Source organism: Gordonia sp. J1A, assembly GCF_055393515.1.
Map to the genome: position 1 here is coordinate 3114732 of NZ_AP041607.1, position 18252 is coordinate 3132983.

Here is an 18252-nt window from a genome sequence, read left to right on the forward strand (position 1 = left end):
AAATGCCAAGCGAGAGAGTCCATCAGGAGTCGGCCCGCATCGTCGGCCACGGGACGTCGAGGATGTCCAAGGGAACGTCGTCCTGGGGTGAATCGGTATGGGGCGTCTTGGTGCGTGCTTCGTTGCCGCCCGACTGAGTGGCTTCGTCGCGGGTTGCACCTTGGGCTGCCTGAGCTTCTTCGTGGTCTTTGCGCGATTGTTCAACTCTGCGGTGCGCGGCTGACAGTTTGGCAGTCCAGTCAGTTGGAACGGGCCCAGAGGTGAGTTCCGTGAGCTCGTCGAGGATCTGCCGCTGCGCTGAGCCCCGACTCAGAATGTGGTTGCCGCCGCGTTCGCGGACGCGCCGCCTAACAGCCTGAACGATCGTATCGGTCATCGGCGCGTCAGTGAAGAAAGATCCTCGCCACGCAACGGGGCGTACACGGCCGGTCTCGGGGTGCGGGAACCAGATGCTCGACAAGTCGTGCGGGTCGACAAGAAAGGGAACCTTGTTGTCGTCGTCCCTGAACTGGCCCCGTGCGACATTCCGAAAATCATCGAGCAGCTTGCCGTCGTAGACCATCTCAGCAAACTCGACACCTGCGACTCCGACTGTGCCCCACTTGACCGGAAGCATCTGATAGATCATGTCTGCACGCTGCGGTACGTCGATACGGCCGGTGACGTCGAGCATGATGTCCCAGAGCTCCAAAGGACTGGTGCGAGCGGTGGGCTCACCACCGATAACCAAGCCTGTGTGCCACGACCGGTGGTAGTCCAAGGCGACGAATCGCCGAAGGTGTTCTTCCAGTTCGGCGGCCGTGACCAATGCCTCCTCGGCGACCAATCGACCGCGCTCCGAGGTATTGCGACCTTTGTAGCCGGGGAGCTGTTGAACGGCCCGTTGTAGCGTCTCGTGCCAGCGTTCAACGTGGGGGTTGTCCGTTGGCTTCTTCCCGCGACTGAGCAACAAGTCAATCCCGAAGTCGCGCAGAATCGCGCGGAAGTGATCGGACACGAAGATCGAACCGTGGTCGGCGCGGATCGCGTCCGGCATGACGCCAGGGATGTGGTGCTCTCCTTGAAGCGTAGTGAAATCGGGTGCAACACTTCTGCGCCCAACGTTGACCGCGACATCAGAAGCGTCGACGACTTGGGGCAAACCGGCCCAGCGCCAGTGACTGATGGTGGTGCCCTCCACCATCATCGAGAACGGGCGGCAGATGTCGTAGAGAAGTAGCCCGGCATCGATTCCATCGGCGCTCTTCGGCACCACGCGCAGTGCGAGGACCACTCTGGTGGCGACGTCGATTGCAGTGAGGATTTCGACGCTGAAGGGTCGCCCGAGAAGCGGGTCGTATACGAGGTTGTCCGCCCTCGTGGCGTCGATGGCGACTATTTGCCCAGGCCTGATTGCGGGGAAGTGCTCTTTGCCCGACACGCGCTGTAGCGACCGGCTTCTCTGGGTGCGGGTTGTTGCGCCCGCGCCCCGTTTGAGGTGCGCGAGATACTCTGCCGTCAGACGCTGCGGCGTGGAGACATCCACGTGCCCTGCACGCTTGAGCTCAACCTTGATCCGCCGATCAAGCTCGCTGATGTTGGCGTCCGCCCGATCTCCGTCCAGGGTGGCGAAGACCAACTCAGCAACAGTCCGATAGCGCTCATCGATTCGCTCCCACGTCTGTTCGCGACGCAGGGATCTGGCATCGAGGAGCCCGAGTAGTCCGTCGCGTTTCCATGCACGCACCCAGTTGCGGATGGTGCTGTCGACCGGAGCCGATCGCTTGATCTCACCGTTCGCGATGCGGCGTTGTAGGGCACGATCTCCCACAGCTTCTTGCTGCAACGCGACCGCCATCGCGCGACAGCGCGCCGCCTCGGAGACGCCGAAGCCTTCGCCGAAGGGTGGGCGCGGTTCGCCATCGCGCGCGAGTTCGGCGTGACCGTCCCGGTAGCCGGTCAGTATCTCATGCACGATTTCAAGTTTGTCGAGGGCGGCTCGGCGCGTTTCCTCAGACAGGCCATCCCAGTACGGGCGGAGCGCCGGTCTGATTGGCGCTACATCGCCATCGACCACGACTCGCACCTCTGCGAGTTCGGGCCAATCGACGTGCAAGGAATCGCCGACGCTGGTGCGGAGGTCTACGCCGGCCGCTGATACCGCTGTCACCAGACCGGTTCCCCACTCAGTCAGAAGTCGGCCACCGACCTCAACCACTGTGCGACTTGTGTCCACTACGCCACCAGTCCCGCGCGCACTGGCGTTTCCATCGTCAATCGCTTCGAGAGGTTGGTATCCAGCTCACCGGACCAGACCATGTGCCAGACCACGGCGATGGCCTCCCCGTTTCCGGTATCCAGACGAAATAGGGAGCCCAGAGTCGCGGCGTCGTTACTTGCTTCCTTCCCGATCTCGCCAGCCACCTGGTCATACCAGGAAGGCCTTCGGCGGTAGCCGTGCAGCCACAGAAGGTTTAGGCGTTCTACGCGGTCGAGTCCGTTGAATACCTCGTGACGCCATCCCACATTCGCGCAGGCGGCCTCGACCATTGCGACCTGAAGCTTGAATTTGTCGTCCATCTTGTGCGGCAGGCGTGCATTCCAGAGCGTTACCGCCCCGGTGTCGTCAAGGCTGAGTAAGTCGGGCGTGTTTTTCGCCGAGGACGATCCGCCCCGCTTCAGCTGACACGGTTGCGGTATCAGCGCGACGATATCGTTGAGCCGGTCCAGGCGTCGCAAGAGGTCATGCTCGAGGCCCGACTCGAGTTCTAGGTGGTCGCGCATGGTCAGTGAATACGCAGTGACAGGTATGTGCCGGTGACGTTCCGAGGATCGAGGCTTGCGAATCGGAACTACACGTGCGAGATCCGGCGGACCGTCGGACCGCCAGTTCAACACGCGGGACACCTTGTCGCCAGCGAATCGGAACCGCCACGTCACCGCCGCGCGGGAACTCTCGGTCAAGTGACACCTCCGCTTCCGCAGGAATTAGCACCAAATCTAGCAAGAAATCGAGGTCGAAGGGCTACTAAGGGAGCAAGTCGACAATCGGTCAGCGAGGCATTTCGGGTGATAGGCCGACGTCTCCTTCGCCCCATCAGCGGTCCGTGTCGGAAGGCTGCGATAGGTTGCTCCCATGGCCAAAGGCAATCAGGTCGCTCCGTCGACGAAGTTCGAGCAGACGCTGCAGGCATCGGCTCAGCTGCCGGGTGTGCAGATCAACCGGGAGGCCTTCCTCCGCAGAGAGCTGAAGCGATACTGCACCGACGAGCAGATCAAACTCGCTATCGCCACAACACCGGCCGAAGCAGGCGTAACACCTCAAGTGATCGACAAGATCGCCAACAGCGTGATCAAGTTCGAGACCGGCAAGGTGACGACACTTTCCACGGCAGCCGGCATCCCTGGAGGCCTCGCAGCGATCGGCACGGTCCCGGCTGATATCGCGCAGTACTATGGGCACCTTCTTCGCGTCGTCCAGAAGCTCGCCTACATCTACAGCTGGCCGGAGCTCTTCGACGACAGCGCCGACGGAATGGACTCCGCGACCGAAAGCATGCTCACGCTGTTCATCGGCGTGATGTTTGGCGTGAACGCGGCCCAGGCCGGCGTGGCGCAAGTCTCGAAGTTGATCGCAAGTGAAGTGGCCAGGAAGCTGCCGCAGAAGGCTCTCACCAAGGGTGCGATATATCCGGTGGTCAAGAAGGTTGCAGGGCTCCTGGGCATTCAGATGACCAAGCAGGTCTTCGCCAAGAGCGCAGCCAAGGTCGTGCCGCTGGTAGGCGCGGTTGTCTCGGGAAGCCTGACCTTCGTCACGTTCATGCCGATGTCGAAGCGGCTCCAGAAGCACCTCGCAACCCTTCCGCTGACCAAGCCCGGTCACGGAGTCACCGAGCAAGCGTCGAATCCGCCGAGCACATCCCCAAAACCAGCACCAACGTCATCTGCGAATTAGACGAGCTCATCCCACAAGCCAATCGCCGATAGCCTGCCGCCAGCCGCCGGTCACTTCAGCCCCTTCGTCGCCCGGTTTCACCCGCGCACTCGGCGATTTCCAGGAATAGATTCCCCGGCAAAATTAGCAGGAAATCATACCGAAACGCGGGCTACGGGCAACGCTCGCCTGACCATGTTTGCCCTAGTCAGGGCGATTCTTACGCCGTGATCAGGCTTGTTAAACAAGCGGGACCACCTTGCTAATCTTCGCTGCATCTCGACACGCGCCGCTCAGCCTCGCGCCATGTCGACGAACCGAGACAGGTGCAACTGGTGCGCCACCGTGATCGTCGCAGTGGGCCCGTTGCGGTGCTTACCGACGATGATGTCCGCTTCACCCGCGCGCGGGTCGTCGCGTTCGGTCGAGTCGGGACGGTGCAGCAGGATGACCATGTCGGCGTCCTGCTCCAGCGATCCCGATTCGCGCAGGTCGGAGACCTGGGGACGCTTGTCGGTCCGCTGTTCGGGGCCACGATTCAGCTGGCTGATCGCCACCACGGGCACCTCGAGCTCCTTGGCGAGCAGCTTGATTGATCGCGAGAACTCCGAGACCTCTTGCTGACGTGATTCGACCTTCTTGCCCGACGTCATCAGCTGCATGTAGTCGATGACGACGAGCTTGAGATCGTGCTTCTGCTTCAGCCGTCGGGCCTTGGCCCGGATCTCCATCATGGTGAGGTTCGGCGAGTCGTCGATGAACAGCGGCGCCTCGGTGATCTCGCCCATACGGCGCGCCAGCCGGCTCCAGTCGTCGTCACTCATGTTGCCCGACCGCATGTCGCCGAGCTTCACCTTCGCTTCGGCCGACAGCAGTCGCATGACGATCTCCGTCTTGCTCATCTCCAGCGAGAACATGGCCGAGGTGAGCCCGTGATGAATCGACGCCGAACGGAGCCAGTCCATGGCGAGGGTGGAGTTGTGAGTCGGCACCATCGCCTCACCCGCCAGGTACAGGTGGCTCATGTTGTCGACTTCGACGCACCGCACCGGGACACTCGGCACCGAGCGCACCGACACCACCCGCCGCGCCCGCACGCTGCTGCGCAGTTCCTTGTGTCGCTGGGCCTTCTCGAAGACGGTGAACACGTCGTCGGGCGCGTTGAGCCGGATCCAGCCGCTGCTGGCCCGGCGGAAGGTGTAGCCGAGGCCCGCGGCGAGATCTCCGACCACGGACGACATGTGGTTGGTGGCCGCGGGCACGGTGATCCAGCCGTCGTCGTCCACACGCGCGCGGGAGTCCAGGATGCCCGCCAGCAGCGCGCGCCGCTGCGGCACCGAACCGCGCAGGTACTCGTGCGGGATGCGGCCGCCCAGATCCGTCATCAACGTCATGACGTCGACCGGACCCTCGGCCTCGATCCGCGCGCCGATCTCCGGGTCGTCGTACGCCATTCCGGCCAGCGCGCCGACGGTGTACGGGCCGTAGGCCAGCGGACGGTACGGCAGTTCGAGCGGCGCGGCGTTGGCGATGCTGGCGCGGCCGCCGTAGATCTGGAGCTGTTCGGTGGTCAGCAGCCGGTCCTCGCCGTCGACCTCCACGGCCCACTGATGCTGTTCATCGGCGACGATCACACCGCCGTCGTCGAACTCCACCGCATAGCAGGGCCGGCGGGTCATCACCTCGGTCGCGGCGACGACGGTGGTCGGACGACCGTCGGCCCCCAGGAGCAGGTCACCCTTCGCGACCCGGCCCATCGTGGTCCACCCGCTCGGAGTCGGCAGCGGCGTGTCGAGCGCCAGCGCCTTGCCGACGCCCGGACGCGCCGCCACGATGATCATCTGACCGGGATGAAGACCGTTGGTCAGCTTGTCGAGGTCGGCGAAACCGGTGGGCACGCCCAACGACAGTCCGCCCCGCGACGCGATCGAATCGAGCTCGTCGAGCGTGGGCTGGAGCAGTTCCTCCAGCGGCACGTAGTCCTCGGTGGTGCGACGCTCGGTGACCTCGTAGATCTCCGCCTGCGCTCGGTCGACCACCTCGGCCACGTCCTGGCCGTCGGCCCCGGCGTAGCCGTACTGCACGATGCGGGTACCCGCCTCCACGAGCCTGCGCAGAATCGACTTCTCGCCGACGATCTCGGCGTAGTAGCCGGCGTTCGCCGCGGTGGGGACTGTCGAGATCAGCGTGTGCAGGTACGGCGCGCCGCCGACCTTGCGCAGTTCGCCCTTGCGCTCCAACTCGGCGGCGACGGTGACGGCGTCGGCGGGTTCGCCGCGGCCGTACAACTCGAGGATCGCGTCGTACACGGCCTGGTGAGCGGGCTTGTAGAAGTCGCCGGGACGGATCCGTTCGAGCACGTCGGCGATCGCGTCCTTCGACAGCATCATGCCGCCCAGAACCGACTGCTCGGCCTGCTGATCCTGCGGTGGCTGTCGTCCGAACTCCTCCGTCGGAGGTTCTGGCGGGAGATCGGGCTCGCGCCCGAGGTCGGCCTCAATAGCCACTCACACACCCCCTGGTACAGCAACGACAACCGGTGATTTCCGCAAGGGAAACCGAACACTTCAGAAAGGTTAGGGCCAGGGGCGCGATGCTGCCAACCACCCCCTGTGGACAGGGCTGTGGAGCCCGTGTGGACAACTGTGGACGTTGCAGGAAGACATGTGCACAACCCTGTGGAGCAGGTGGGGAAATGTCGTGGAATTCACGTCGTAACCCCAGGTCAGAGCTTGTTGACGAAATCCACAGAACCCGGCTGCGGAATCACCGGCGTGTCGGCTTGCGCCACGCCGAAACACCGTCCAGCAGCACTTCAGGTGATCCACCGTGCACCCGAATCCGCGGTCGCGCACCCGGTGCGATCCGCCCGATTCCGCGCGCCGGACGGGCTGTCGTGCTCAAATGGGAAACGTGCGTGTGTCCCATCCTGCGCGAGCGAGCATCCGGGCGACTGTCGTCGCCGTGATCGCGCTGCTGGCCGCGTCGGTCCCCGCGATCGCACACGCGGCACCGCGGGCGTCGGACTTCGACTTCTCGCCGTACCGCTCGGTGAACGCCGACGACTACCGCTCGGTGGCCTACGTCGACAACGGACGCCACTACTTCACCGCGGGCGGCTGGCGCTGCCAGATCGGTCCGCAGGCGAATGCGATGGCCTGCCGGGGACGCCCCGCCACCGCGCCGCCCGGGACGATCGGCGTGGCGGTCAGCGGCGAGAGCCAGGGTCCGTACTGGGTGCGCAAGGGAACGTCGTTCGAGCTGGGCCCGGTGAGCGGCTACCGGCCCCGCGTGCTCCCGGTAGGCAGCCGGATCACGGTCGCGAACGTCACCTGCGCGGCGCCTCGTGCCGGGGTCGTCGCATGCCGGAACTGGAATCTCGGATTCCTCCTCAGCCGCGCCGGCCATCGGTTCCTGTACCCCGCCGGCGATACCGCGCACTCCGCGAACCCGAAACGTCACCCGCAACCCGCACGTCGGTGACGACGGTGTCGGATGCGAGCGGCGCACCGGACCGACGTCAGAGGCCGGCCACCCCGTGGGGTGACCGGCCTCCTTCGATGCTCTACGTCAGCTGACGACGGCGAGGCTCAGCTTGGCCTCCACCTTCGGGTGCAGCTTGACGACGACGGGGTACTCGCCCAGAGCCTTGATGTGGCCCTTCGGCAGCTCCAGGCTGCGCTTGTCGACGACGGGGCCGCCCGCAGCGCGGATGGCGCCCGCGACGTCCGACGCCGAGACGGAGCCGAACAGCTTGCCCGAGTCGTGGGTCTTGACGGTCAGCGAGACGTTGTCGAGGCCCTCGAGAGCCTGCTTGATCTCGTTGGCGTGGTCGAGGTCGCGCACCGCGCGAGCCTCCTGCGAGCGGCGGATGCCCTCGACCTGCTTCAGCGCACCGCGGGTGGCGACGATCGCCAGTCCGCGAGGCAGCAGGTAGTTGCGGCCGTAGCCGTCACGCACCTCGACGGTGTCGCCGGCCTCGCCCAGATTCTCAACCGATGCGGTCAGGATCAGCTTCATTGTCTTCTGTCCTTTCCCGCTCAGCGTCCGGTCGACGTGAACGGCAGCAACGCCACCTCACGCGAGTTCTTCACGGCCACAGCGACATCGCGCTGGTGCTGCACGCAGTTGCCGGTGACGCGACGCGAACGGATCTTGCCGCGGTCAGAGAGGAAACGACGCAGCAGCGCGGTGTCCTTGTAGTCGATGACGGTCTTCTTGTCCTTGCAGAAGGTGCAGGCCTTGGCCTTCGTGACCTTCTCCACGCGGGGCTTGCGGCCCTTTTGCTTTGCCATGTATTGCTCCAGTCAATGGTCTCCGGGTGGCGGCCCGGAATCAGAAAGGTGGTTCGTCGTCCCCGCCACCGAAGCCGCCGCCCGCTGCGGGCGCACTGCCCCACGGGTCGTCGGCCGGCTGGCTCGCGGCCTGCTGGGGGCGTCCGCCCTGCGGTGCGCCGAAGCCACCGCCTGCGTTTCCGCCACCCTGATTGCCGCCGTATCCGCCGCCACCGCCGTAGTTGCCGCCACCACGCTGGGTGCGGTTGACCTTGGCGGTCGCGTAACGGAGCGAGGGACCGATCTCATCCACTTCGAGCTCGACGACGGTGCGACGTTCCCCTTCACGGGTCTCGTACGACCGCTGCTTGAGCTTGCCCTGCACGATCACTCGGGTGCCCTTGGTGAGGGACTCGGTCACGTTCTCGGCGGCGTCGCGCCAGATGCTGCAGCGGAGGAACAGCGCTTCGCCGTCTTTCCACTCGTTCGTCTGACGGTCGAACGTCCGCGGAGTGGAGGCCACCGTGAAATTGGCGACCGGCGCACCGGAAGCGGTGAACCGCAGTTCCGGATCGGCGGTCAGATTTCCGACGACCGTGATGACCGTGTCCGTCATGAGACTCCCCTAATCGTGTCGAAGAACGCTGACTGGCGCGCCCTGTGAAGTGGTTGACACCACCCTAGAGGCGGGCACCGACAATGTCAGCGTGCTCCGCAGGCTGTGGATTACTTGCGCAGGACCTTGGTGCGGAGCACCGACTCGTTCAGCTTCAGCTGACGATCGAGCTCGCTCACGGTCGCCGGAGTCGCGTTCAGCTGAACGACGGCGTAGATGCCCTCGTTGTGCTTCGCGATCTCGTAGGCCAGGCGGCGCTTGCCCCAGATCTCGACGTCGTCCACCTTGCCGCCTTCGTTGCGAACAACGTTGAGGAAGGTATCCAGGGATGGGGCGACGGTGCGCTCGTCCAGGCTCGGATCGAGGATCACCATCAGTTCGTAATGACGCATAAGACCACATCACCTCCTATGGGCTTTCGGCCACGGACGGTCCGTGGCAGGAGGGTCGCCTGCGTCGGCAACCTGTCAAAGATACATGAGAGCGGACTGACCTGCGAAATCACCGCCGGGCCGCACCGGCGGACGTCACCGGGCTGCACTAGGCTCATCGCATGCCATCGGCCCGCAATGCCTTCGCCGCCAAGCGGCTTCACTTCGGTGAGACCGCCGTGATCCTCGTGACCGCGATGCTGTTCACCGCCGCGTCGGCCGCGGCCTCTTATGCGACGAAGGTGCGCTGCACCACCCCGACGTCGGGCGCCAAACGCGAATGGCTCTACGGCAGCCCGTACGACGTCGTCCCCTGCTACTCGGATCTGATGACGATGTGGCACGGCCGCGGCCTGGCCGACCACGTCTTCCCGTACATCCACGGCGGGATCACGCCGAGCGGCGAACTGTTCGGCGGCGTCGTCGAGTACCCGGTGCTGTCGGGACTGATCATGTGGTTCAGTTCGCTCGGCGCCCACACCGACCGCGAGTTCCTCTGGCACAGCCTCGTCATTCTGTTGCCCTTCGCCTTCATCACGACGATCCTCCTGGCGCTGATGACGCGCTGGTGGGTGCTGCTCTGGGCCGCGACCCCGCCGCTGATGCTCTACGCCCTGCACAACTGGGAACTCCCGGTGGTCTGCGCCGCGGTAGCCGGTGTGGCCGTCATGGCCTGGGGCGGCTCCGCGGATCCCGCGACCGGCCTGCGACGCTGGTCGGTGCGGACCACAGCGATCGTGGCGGCGATCCCGCTCGGGGTGGGGTTCTCCCTGAAGATCTATCCCGGACTCTTCGTTCTGCCGTTGATGCTCTACGTCCTCACCCGTGGAGAGAAGACCGATCGCAGGCCGCGGGGGCTCGACTGGGCCGGTGCGGCCTATGTGGCGCTGTCGGCCGTGGTGACGGTCGCGGTGACGCAGGTCCCGTTCATGATCGCCGGCTACGAGGGATGGAAGGCCGCAATCGACTTCCAGAGCAAGCGCGAGGCGAATCTCTCCACCAACTCGATCTGGTACTGGGGGCTGCGTTTCCTGACCGGCGGTGAGACCTCGACCTACAACAGCATCGTCGACGTCGCGTCACCCCTGCTGATCATCGGCTCGTTCGCCCTCGCCTGCTGGCTCGGGTGGCGCGTCTATCGGCGCGACGGCGTGTTCCCGTGGCTGGGCGTCAGCGCCGCGATGCTCGCCGGATTCATGGTCTTCCACAAGGTTCACTCGCCGCAGTACACCCTCTGGATCCTCCCGTTCTTCGTGCTGCAGCGGGTCCGCTGGTGGCTGATCGCGCTGTACCTGGTGGCCGACGCGGCCCTCGATCTGACGATCTTCCACCTCCTGATGAACTACTCGGCGACCACACGCGCCTGGGTCCTCGCCGGAGTCAACTTCGGCGTCTGGACCCACGCCGTCCTGCTCGTGGCGCTCATCTTCGTGTTCGTCAGAGCCCGGCCCCGCGAGCCGCTCGCCTCGTATCTGACCGGCGGTGTGCCGCCGAAGGGACCGCTCACCCGACTCGCCGTCGCCGATGCGGCCGGCGCCCGCAGCTGGCTCGGCGCGCCGACGCTGGCCAACCGGCACGTGACCCTTCGACCGCTCGTGCCCGCGGACGCCGAAGCGCTCGGCAGGGTTGCCGGCGATCCCGAACTGTACAAATGGACCGGCGACCTGCCGCGCGACACGGCAGCTGCCGCGGCCTGGATCACCGCGGCGCTCTCGGATCCGCGGCGCATACCGTTCGCCGTCCTCGACGCGCAGGGACGGCTCGTCGGCACCACGAGCTTCTACGACGTCGACTCCGCGAACCGGTCCCTCGCGATCGGCTACACCTATTACGGCCCCGCGGCGATGGGAACCGCGGTCAATCCGGCGGCCAAACTCCTGCTCTGCGAGTACGCGTTCACCGTGTGCGACGCGGTGCGGATCGTGTGGCACACCCACGCCGAGAACGCCCGTTCGCGCGCCGCGATCACCAGACTCGGCGCGGTTCCGGAGGGCGAGCTGGGAAAGCACCGCCGATTCCGCGGCGGATGGCGGACCACCGCCCAGTTCGCGATCGTCGACGACGACTGGCCGGCCTCGCGGGATCTGCTCGCGGCGCGGCTCGGAGCTCGATCAGACGCTCGGTGACCCGGTCGCGGCTTCGCCTGCGACCGGCGAACGCATCAGCCGGGACGATGAGGGTTCGTCGTCGTCGACGCGGAGCAGCTGCCACACGACCACCGCGCACAAGCCGACCAGAACCGCACCGCGAAGCGTGTTGACGGCGTAGAAGACGTCCGGCGGAAGCCATTTGCGGCTCGGGTCCAGGAACAGGCCCATCCGCGGAATCCAGACGAGCGCGTCGAAGGTCATCCACGCCAGCACCGCGCTCGGGTACGGGACCGCCAGCACGGCGAGCGGGACCAGCCACAGCGACGACTGCGGTGTCCATTCCTTTCCGAACAGCAGGAAGCCGGCCACCAGCAGGAACATCAGCTGCGCCAGGGTCGGTTCGCCGCTCGCGCGCAGCCCGATGTATGCGACGGCGGCGACCACGGCGATCAGCAGCAGCAGGACGATGCCGTTGAGCAGGGCCGTCGACGGGTTCCATCCGGTCGCCATCGATATCAGGCGGTACAGGGTGTCCGGTTCCACGCCGCGGTCGCGCCAGACACGGAAAGCCTGGCTCCATCCCGTCGGGTACAGGATCATCAGCGGCAGATTGATCGCCAGCCAACTCGCCGCCGCCGCTCCGACGACGACCGCCAGCCTGCGGAGCTCTCGCTGCCGGACGCACAGGACCGCGATCGCGGGCAGAAGCAGAAGCGGATACACCGCCGCGGCCGCGCCGAGGCCGGCGAAGACACCCGTCCAGCCGGGGCGGCCGCGCGTCCAGCACAGCATCGCCACGGCGACCATCGCGATGGCGATGACGTCGGTCGAGGTGAAGGCGTGGAAGAACAGCAGGGGCGAGAGCGCCATCAGCGCGCCGAGCCACAGTCGGCGGCGGTCGGTCATCATCGTGGCCCACACCGCGAGCAGCCAGAACAGCGACAGCAGCACAGCGCTGATGTTGAAGTAGTTCACCACGTCGAGCGTCTTCGGCAGCCCCAGGGTGTCGGCCAACAGGCCCCAGCCCCGCGCGGCCTGGGCGCTGACGTACATGAACAGCCCAGTCAGCGCCGGCTCGGCGAGATAAGCCTTGGTCTGGGCGCCGTCGCCGTCGCTCTGCGTCCAGTGGGTGCGGTACGGGAAGGCGCCCTTGGCCAGGTCGGCGGGAGTCAGCTTGTCCTGCTCGTACGACGCGACCAGATCGGAGTAGCACAGGCCGACGAACTGCCGCTGGTTGTCCCAGTTCAGACGCACCTGACCGGGTGCGTCCTGGACGGGCGCCTGCTGGATGCAGCCGGCTTTGCCGAACCAGCTGATCGACAGCCCCACCAGGGCGAGCAGGAGGACCACCCGCACCGGCGTCCAGGTCCGACTGCGACCGACGGCGGCGTGCAGTCCGACAGGCCCGCCGATCGAGTCGCTGGCCGCCGCCAACTGGGGGCTCGACCACGACGGCACCACACGCTCGGTCTCCACCCGCAGATCATCTGCGAGCGGTTCCGGCGAGTCCCACGTCGGCTGCTGCGTCACTACGTCGCGGGCACCGGTGCTGCTGGAGCGAGTTGCTGATCGGTCGGATTGCGGCCGCGATTGTTGTTCGCGGTCCCGTTGCCGTTGCCGGTTCCGTTGCCCGGACCTGTTCCGGTTCCGTCGTCACCGCCGGTGCCCGGCTCCTGGGTGGGCGACTCATCGTCACCGCCGCCGATCGGGATCGTGACGCCCGGAGCGATCACCACGTCGCCGTTCTCGTTCTGCCCGGGCAGACGCGGAAGTCGAGGACGCTCGCGGGTGGTCTGAGTCTCGGTCGGGGTGTAGGTGGTGGGCGGCGGCTCATACGGGACGCCCGCCTGTCCGCCGACCGCCTCGGGGGTCGGGAACTGCTCGATCGGCTCGCCCTCCAGGGCGGCGTCCATCGAGGCCTTCCAGATCTGAGCGGGCAGTCCGCTGCCGTAGATCGACGATCCGGAGTAGTTGCGCAGCGGCGCACCCTTGTCCGTGCCGACCCAGGTGGCCGTCGACAGCTGCGGCGTGTAGCCGGCCATCCACGCGTCCTTGTTGTATCCGGTGTCGCCGAGCTGGGCGGTACCTGTCTTGGCCGCCGACGGCCGCGGCCCGTAGGTCGAGTCGTACAGCGAGTTGCCGTTGGAGTAGGCCGCGATCGGCATCATCGCCGAGGTCACGTTGTCCGCGACGGCCTCCGAGACCACGCGCTTGCCCTTGTCCTTCTGGCGTTCGAAGAGCACGTCGCCGGTCGAGGTCTCGACCTTCTGGACGAAGAACGGGTCGCGGTGGATGCCCGACGCGGCGAGCGTCGCGTAGGCCGAGGCCATGTCGAGCACGCGGGACGGGTACTGGCCCAGGACCACGCCGCCTTCGCTGTGGCCGTTCTTCTCCTGCAGGGTGTGCTGGATGTCGCCGAAGCTCTCGGCGATGCCGAGCCGGTGCGCCGTGTCGGCGACCGCGTCGGCCTGACCGTTCAGGTCCATCATGAGCCGGTAGTAGACGGTGTTCAGCGACATCTTCAGCGCGGTGGCCAGGTTGCAGCTGCCGCAGCTCTCGCCGTCGGAGTTCTGGACCACCAGGCCGCCGGGCGCCTCGTACGGCGCCGAGCTGTAGTACTTCGAGAGCGGGATGTCCTGCTCCAGGGCCGCGACCAGCGCGAAGACCTTGAAGATCGAACCGGTCTGCAGGCCGGCCGAAGCGTAGTCCCAGCCCTGTCCGTCCTCGCCACCGTAGTAGCCCTGGATGCCGCCGGTCGCGGGATCGATGGACACCGACGCGGTGCGCAGGTTCTTCGGCTCGCCGTCGAGCTTGTTGCGCGCCGCGGAGACCAGCGCCTTCTGCACCTTCGGATCGATCGAGGTGGTGATCTTCAGACCGGAGGTCTGCACCTGCTGCTCGGTGATGCCGAGCTTCTCGAGTTCGGCCAGCACCTGCCGTTTGATCAGGCCGTTGGGTCCTTCGTTGGCCTCGGCCGTCTGATCCTTGACCTTCGCGACCTTCGGGAACTTCTGCGCGTCGCGGTCAGACTTGCTGAGTGCGCCGATCGAGACCATGCCGTCGAGCACGTAGTTCCAGCGGCTGACCGCCAGATCCGGGTTCACCGCGGGATCGTAGATCGACGGACCGCGGATGATGCCGGCGAGCAGCGCCGACTCCGACGGGGTGAGCTTCTTGAGCGGCTTGTTGAAGTACGCGCGCGCGGCGGCGTCGACGCCGTAGGCGCCGCGGCCGAAGTAGATGGTGTTCAGATACGCCGCCATGATCTCTTCCTTGGACCACTGGCGGGACATCTTGGTGGCGATCGCGAGTTCTTTGAACTTGCGCTTGTAGCTGACCTCGTCACCGACGATCGCGTTCTTCACGTACTGCTGGGTGATGGTGGAGCCGCCGCCCGCACCGGACTTGCCGAAGGCCTTGCCCAGCACGGCCCGGGTGAAGCCGGAGGTCGAGAAACCCGCGTTCGAGTCGAAGTCTCGGTCCTCGGCGGCCTTCACCGCGTCGACCATGGACTGCGGGATGTCCTCGTACTTGACGTCGGTCCGGTTGCCCTCGGGTGGCACGATCTTGGCGATCGTCCCGCCCTTGCTGTCGGTGATGGTGGCGACCTGGTTCTGCTTGATGTCGCCCGGCGACGGCACGTCCACCGTCAAGTAGGTGAACAGGAAGGCCACCACCAGGAAGACGGCGACCAGCGGCACTGCTCCGGCAAGAATGCCCAGCGTCCACGCCGTGGCCTTCACCGCCGTCGATTTCTCCGACGTCGCAGCACCTTTACCGCTGGTCATCGCTCACCCACTTCTCTGCGCTGTTGCGCGGACGAAACTAACACTCTCAACTGTGACGTATGGCTGCGGCTGCGCCAACTCCGGTCACATCACTTGGCGACCCGGCGACGCCGTCGACCGGCGCCCTCGGGCAATCCGGCAACGTACGACTGCACGAGATAGTTCCACCGGCAGGTACGGCAGACTTCGACGACGTGAACCGTGAAGGCGCCGGCACTCCCGTCGAGGGCCTCGATCTCGCCCGCCGAACGAGCCGAGCCGTGGATGTGTCCGAGGTGCTCTCCGAACACCCAGGACACCACCGTGACCTGCTCTTTCCGGCACACGGGACAGACCTCGTCGGTCGGCTTTCCGTGGAACTTGGCCGCCCGCAAGAGGTAGGGGTCGGCGTCGCACACCTGGGACAGGGCCGTGCGGCCCGTCCGCACACGCGCTAGGCACTCGCGTCGCGCGAGTGCGTAGTCCACGATCTGCCGCTGCACGTTCCCAAGCCTAGACGCGAGCCCGCCACGACTGCCCTGTGATGCAGATCAAGCCGCTGCCGTACTCGCAAGTTCACTGCGAGTTATATCGATGCGATACATTAGATGCTGCATCAAGGCGCGATAACGCATCGAAAGGGGGCCGAGTCATGCTCGAAATGGCGATTCTCGGCCTGCTGCTCGAATCGCCCATGCACGGGTACGAACTGCGCAAGCGGCTCACCGGGCTGCTCGGCGCGTTCCGCGCGTTCTCGTACGGCTCGCTGTATCCGACCCTGCGCCGCATGCAGGCCGACGGGCTGATCGCCGAAGACGAGCCCGAGACCTCCACGGGAACCAAGGTCCGCCGGGCACGCCGCGTCTACCGGCTCACTCCGGCGGGCGAGTCGCGCTTCACCGAGCTGGTCGCGGACACCGGCCCGCAGAACTACACCGACGACGGCTTCGGTGTGCACCTGGCCTTCTTCAGCAGGACGCCCGCGGTGGCTCGCATGCGCATCCTCGAGGGCCGCCGCAGGCAGGTCGAGGAACGCCGCGAGGGTCTGCGCGATCTGCTCGGCCGTGCGACGCGCTCGAACGATCACTACACGCGCCAGATGCACGAGCTCAGCCTGGAGACCTCCGAGCGCGAGGTCCAGTGGCTCAACAAATTGATCGCCGACGAGGCCTCCGGGTCTGTCGGCACCCCGGATTTTCGTTCCTCGTCGTCGGAGACGACGACGCAGGACGAAGTAGGAAAGAACTCGGCGGCACAGCATTCCGCCGTACCGCTGCAACAAGAAGGAGATCCCGACCATGGGTGAAACCAACAAAGTGCGCGTGGCCATCGTTGGCGTGGGTAACTGCGCCTCATCCTTGGTTCAGGGCGTTCAGTACTACCGCGACGCCGATGAGAACGCGACCGTCCCCGGTCTGATGCACGTCAAGTTCGGCGATTACCACGTCCGTGACGTCGAGTTCGTCGCCGCTTTCGACGTCGACGCCAAGAAGGTCGGCTTCGACCTCTCCGAGGCGATCGTCAACAGCGAGAACAACACCATCAAGATCGCCGACGTCCCGCCGTTGAACGTGACCGTCCAGCGCGGCCACACCCTCGACGGTCTCGGCAAGTACTACCGCGAGACCATCACCGAGGCCGACGGCGAAGGCGTCGACATCGTGAAGGCCCTCAAGGACAACGACGTCGACGTCCTGGTCAGCTACCTGCCGGTCGGTTCCGAGCAGGCCGACAAGTTCTACGCTCAGTGCGCCATCGACGCCGGCGTGGCCTTCGTCAACGCCCTGCCCGTCTTCATCGCCTCCGACCCCGAGTGGGCCGAGAAGTTCCGCGCCGCGGGCGTCCCGATCGTCGGCGACGACATCAAGAGCCAGGTCGGCGCGACCATCACCCACCGCGTCATGGCGAAGCTGTTCGAGGATCGCGGTGTGGAGCTCGACCGCACCTACCAGCTGAACGTCGGCGGCAACATGGACTTCAAGAACATGCTCGAGCGTGAGCGTCTGGAGTCGAAGAAGGTCAGCAAGACGCAGGCCGTCACGTCGATCCTCGACGGCCCGCTCGCCGGCAAGGTCTACGACAAGAACGTGCACATCGGCCCGTCGGACTACGTCCAGTGGCTCGACGACCGCAAGTGGGCCTACGTCCGTCTCGAGGGCCGTGCCTTCGGCGACGTGCCGCTGAACCTGGAGTACAAGCTCGAGGTCTGGGACTCCCCCAACTCGGCAGGCATCATCATCGACGCCGTCCGTGCCGCCAAGATCGCCAAGGACCGCGGCCTCGGCGGCCCGATCCTCCCGGCCTCGGCCTACCTGATGAAGAGCCCGCCCGAGCAGATCGCCGACGACAAGGCGCGCGCGCAGCTCGAGGCGTTCATCATCGGCGCCGAGTAGGACGTCGGTACTGACGAATCGAAGGCCCGGCACTCCCCCTCGGAGTGCCGGGCCTTCGTCGTCTTCCGGGCCGTCGGGTACTACGGTGACGGTGTTCGATTCCTTCCTCTGGGGTCTATGTGCGACCTGCGCGGACTTGTCCGGTCTGGACTGCGGCGATCGTGAAGGAGCGGACAGGATCCCGGATCCGCGGCGTGCGGAGATGGCTTCGCGACGTGAATCTCGCCCCTCAGTTCAGCGATTCGAGGTGCCGCGCAAACTCTTCGGCGGCCTTCTTGGTGTTGTGCAGGTTCACTGACAGCCTGTCGATGTCCTGGTTCGCCTGATCGAGCGCGTACGAGAGTTGTCCGATCGGCCCAGAACCGCCGCGGCCGAGGACCGCCTGAACCTGTCTGATGTTGCGGTTCAGGGACTGCTTCAGACCGGCGGCCTGCCGATTCGCGTCCTCCGACTTCCGTGCCAGCTGTTTCACCTGGCGGGTGAGTTCCTCGTGTTTCGACATCAGAGCCTCCTGGCGATGTCTTCGGCCTGCCGCATCGCAGCGGCGATGCGCTGCTGCAATGCATCCAGGCTCACCGAACTGGCCTGCAGAGCATTAACCATCCGGTCGTCGGCCTTGGTCGAGGTCGAACCGGCGACCCTGCGGACCTCGCTCGACAGGTTCCGGACTTCCCCGTGCTGGCTGCGAATCAGCCGTTCTAACTGCTGCAACGTCGAAACCGCCTGCATGACCGCCTGTCGTTCAGCCTGTACTTCACTCATGAAGCC

At 65.8% G+C, this 18252-nt stretch carries 17 protein-coding genes; 5 read left to right on the forward strand and 12 right to left on the reverse strand.

What is annotated here, in order from left to right; translation table 11 throughout:
* Window positions 1-22 precede the first annotated feature (22 nt).
* Together ACZ5QD_RS14540 and ACZ5QD_RS14545 are read right to left on the reverse strand one after the other, a co-directional pair.
* The gene (locus tag ACZ5QD_RS14540) at window positions 23-1837 is read right to left on the reverse strand and encodes a DDE-type integrase/transposase/recombinase (RefSeq protein ID WP_020173033.1); all 1815 of its coding nucleotides are present in this window, start codon (window positions 1835-1837) and stop codon (window positions 23-25) included.
* Between the two features lie 377 nt (window positions 1838-2214).
* Window positions 2215-2919, reverse strand: coding sequence for a TnsA-like heteromeric transposase endonuclease subunit (locus ACZ5QD_RS14545; protein ID WP_306302654.1), 705 nt, complete (start codon window positions 2917-2919; stop codon window positions 2215-2217).
* A 196-nt stretch (window positions 2920-3115) separates the two neighbouring features.
* On the opposite strand from ACZ5QD_RS14545, the gene ACZ5QD_RS14550 reads away from it, so the two are divergent.
* Window positions 3116-3934, forward strand: coding sequence for a hypothetical protein (locus tag ACZ5QD_RS14550; protein WP_006896694.1), 819 nt, complete (start codon window positions 3116-3118; stop codon window positions 3932-3934).
* A gap of 272 nt (window positions 3935-4206) precedes the next feature.
* Here ACZ5QD_RS14550 and dnaB read toward each other — a convergent pair whose 3' ends face one another.
* Window positions 4207-6420, reverse strand: coding sequence for a replicative DNA helicase (gene dnaB / locus ACZ5QD_RS14555; RefSeq protein ID WP_006896695.1), 2214 nt, complete (start codon window positions 6418-6420; stop codon window positions 4207-4209).
* A gap of 397 nt (window positions 6421-6817) precedes the next feature.
* On the opposite strand from dnaB, the gene ACZ5QD_RS14560 reads away from it, so the two are divergent.
* On the forward strand, window positions 6818-7396 hold the full coding sequence (locus ACZ5QD_RS14560) for a hypothetical protein (RefSeq protein WP_260868157.1): 579 nt from the start codon (window positions 6818-6820) through the stop codon (window positions 7394-7396).
* Window positions 7397-7483: 87 nt separating this feature from the next.
* On the opposite strand, the gene rplI is transcribed toward ACZ5QD_RS14560, so the two are convergent.
* From rplI to rpsF, 4 genes are all read right to left on the reverse strand, one after another.
* The gene (gene rplI, locus ACZ5QD_RS14565; RefSeq protein ID WP_006896697.1) at window positions 7484-7933 is read right to left on the reverse strand and encodes a 50S ribosomal protein L9; all 450 of its coding nucleotides are present in this window, start codon (window positions 7931-7933) and stop codon (window positions 7484-7486) included.
* A 20-nt stretch (window positions 7934-7953) separates the two neighbouring features.
* Entirely contained in the window at window positions 7954-8208 is a 255-nt protein-coding gene (gene rpsR, locus ACZ5QD_RS14570) for a 30S ribosomal protein S18 (RefSeq protein WP_006896698.1), read from the reverse strand.
* A gap of 40 nt (window positions 8209-8248) precedes the next feature.
* Entirely contained in the window at window positions 8249-8803 is a 555-nt protein-coding gene (locus ACZ5QD_RS14575; protein WP_006896699.1) for a single-stranded DNA-binding protein, read from the reverse strand.
* A gap of 110 nt (window positions 8804-8913) precedes the next feature.
* Window positions 8914-9195 (reverse strand): 30S ribosomal protein S6, encoded by a 282-nt coding sequence (rpsF, locus tag ACZ5QD_RS14580; RefSeq protein WP_006896700.1) that lies wholly within the window; start codon window positions 9193-9195, stop codon window positions 8914-8916.
* Between the two features lie 161 nt (window positions 9196-9356).
* Here rpsF and ACZ5QD_RS14585 point away from each other — a divergent pair, with 161 nt between their 5' ends.
* On the forward strand, window positions 9357-11360 hold the full coding sequence (locus tag ACZ5QD_RS14585) for a GNAT family N-acetyltransferase (protein WP_006896701.1): 2004 nt from the start codon (window positions 9357-9359) through the stop codon (window positions 11358-11360).
* Here ACZ5QD_RS14585 and ACZ5QD_RS14590 read toward each other — a convergent pair.
* The 3 genes from ACZ5QD_RS14590 to ACZ5QD_RS14600 all read right to left on the reverse strand — a co-directional run bounded on the left by ACZ5QD_RS14590 (window position 11346) and on the right by ACZ5QD_RS14600 (window position 15594).
* Window positions 11346-12854 carry a glycosyltransferase family 87 protein gene (locus ACZ5QD_RS14590; protein ID WP_045539790.1) on the reverse strand — a complete coding sequence of 503 codons (1509 nt, stop codon included), beginning with the start codon at window positions 12852-12854 and terminating at the stop codon, window positions 11346-11348. The two genes, ACZ5QD_RS14585 and ACZ5QD_RS14590, sit on opposite strands and share 15 nt — an antisense overlap.
* The gene (locus ACZ5QD_RS14595; RefSeq protein ID WP_006896703.1) at window positions 12854-15112 is read right to left on the reverse strand and encodes a transglycosylase domain-containing protein; all 2259 of its coding nucleotides are present in this window, start codon (window positions 15110-15112) and stop codon (window positions 12854-12856) included. The genes ACZ5QD_RS14590 and ACZ5QD_RS14595 overlap by 1 nt, the downstream gene beginning before the upstream one ends.
* A gap of 89 nt (window positions 15113-15201) precedes the next feature.
* Window positions 15202-15594: a DUF5318 family protein gene (locus ACZ5QD_RS14600; RefSeq protein WP_045539792.1), complete on the reverse strand. Its 393-nt coding sequence runs from the start codon at window positions 15592-15594 to the stop codon at window positions 15202-15204.
* Between the two features lie 149 nt (window positions 15595-15743).
* Here ACZ5QD_RS14600 and ACZ5QD_RS14605 point away from each other — a divergent pair, with 149 nt between their 5' ends.
* A complete protein-coding gene (locus ACZ5QD_RS14605; RefSeq protein ID WP_006896705.1) occupies window positions 15744-16397 on the forward strand; it encodes a PadR family transcriptional regulator in 654 nt (217 codons plus the stop codon).
* Window positions 16390-17484: an inositol-3-phosphate synthase gene (locus tag ACZ5QD_RS14610; RefSeq protein ID WP_006896706.1), complete on the forward strand. Its 1095-nt coding sequence runs from the start codon at window positions 16390-16392 to the stop codon at window positions 17482-17484. Before ACZ5QD_RS14605 ends, ACZ5QD_RS14610 begins: the two co-directional genes overlap by 8 nt.
* A 229-nt stretch (window positions 17485-17713) precedes the next feature.
* Here ACZ5QD_RS14610 and ACZ5QD_RS14615 read toward each other — a convergent pair whose 3' ends face one another.
* Window positions 17714-17986 (reverse strand): hypothetical protein, encoded by a 273-nt coding sequence (locus tag ACZ5QD_RS14615; protein WP_045539794.1) that lies wholly within the window; start codon window positions 17984-17986, stop codon window positions 17714-17716.
* A complete protein-coding gene (locus ACZ5QD_RS14620; RefSeq protein WP_006896708.1) occupies window positions 17986-18246 on the reverse strand; it encodes a hypothetical protein in 261 nt (86 codons plus the stop codon). The genes ACZ5QD_RS14615 and ACZ5QD_RS14620 overlap by 1 nt, the downstream gene beginning before the upstream one ends.
* Window positions 18247-18252: the final 6 nt, after the last annotated feature.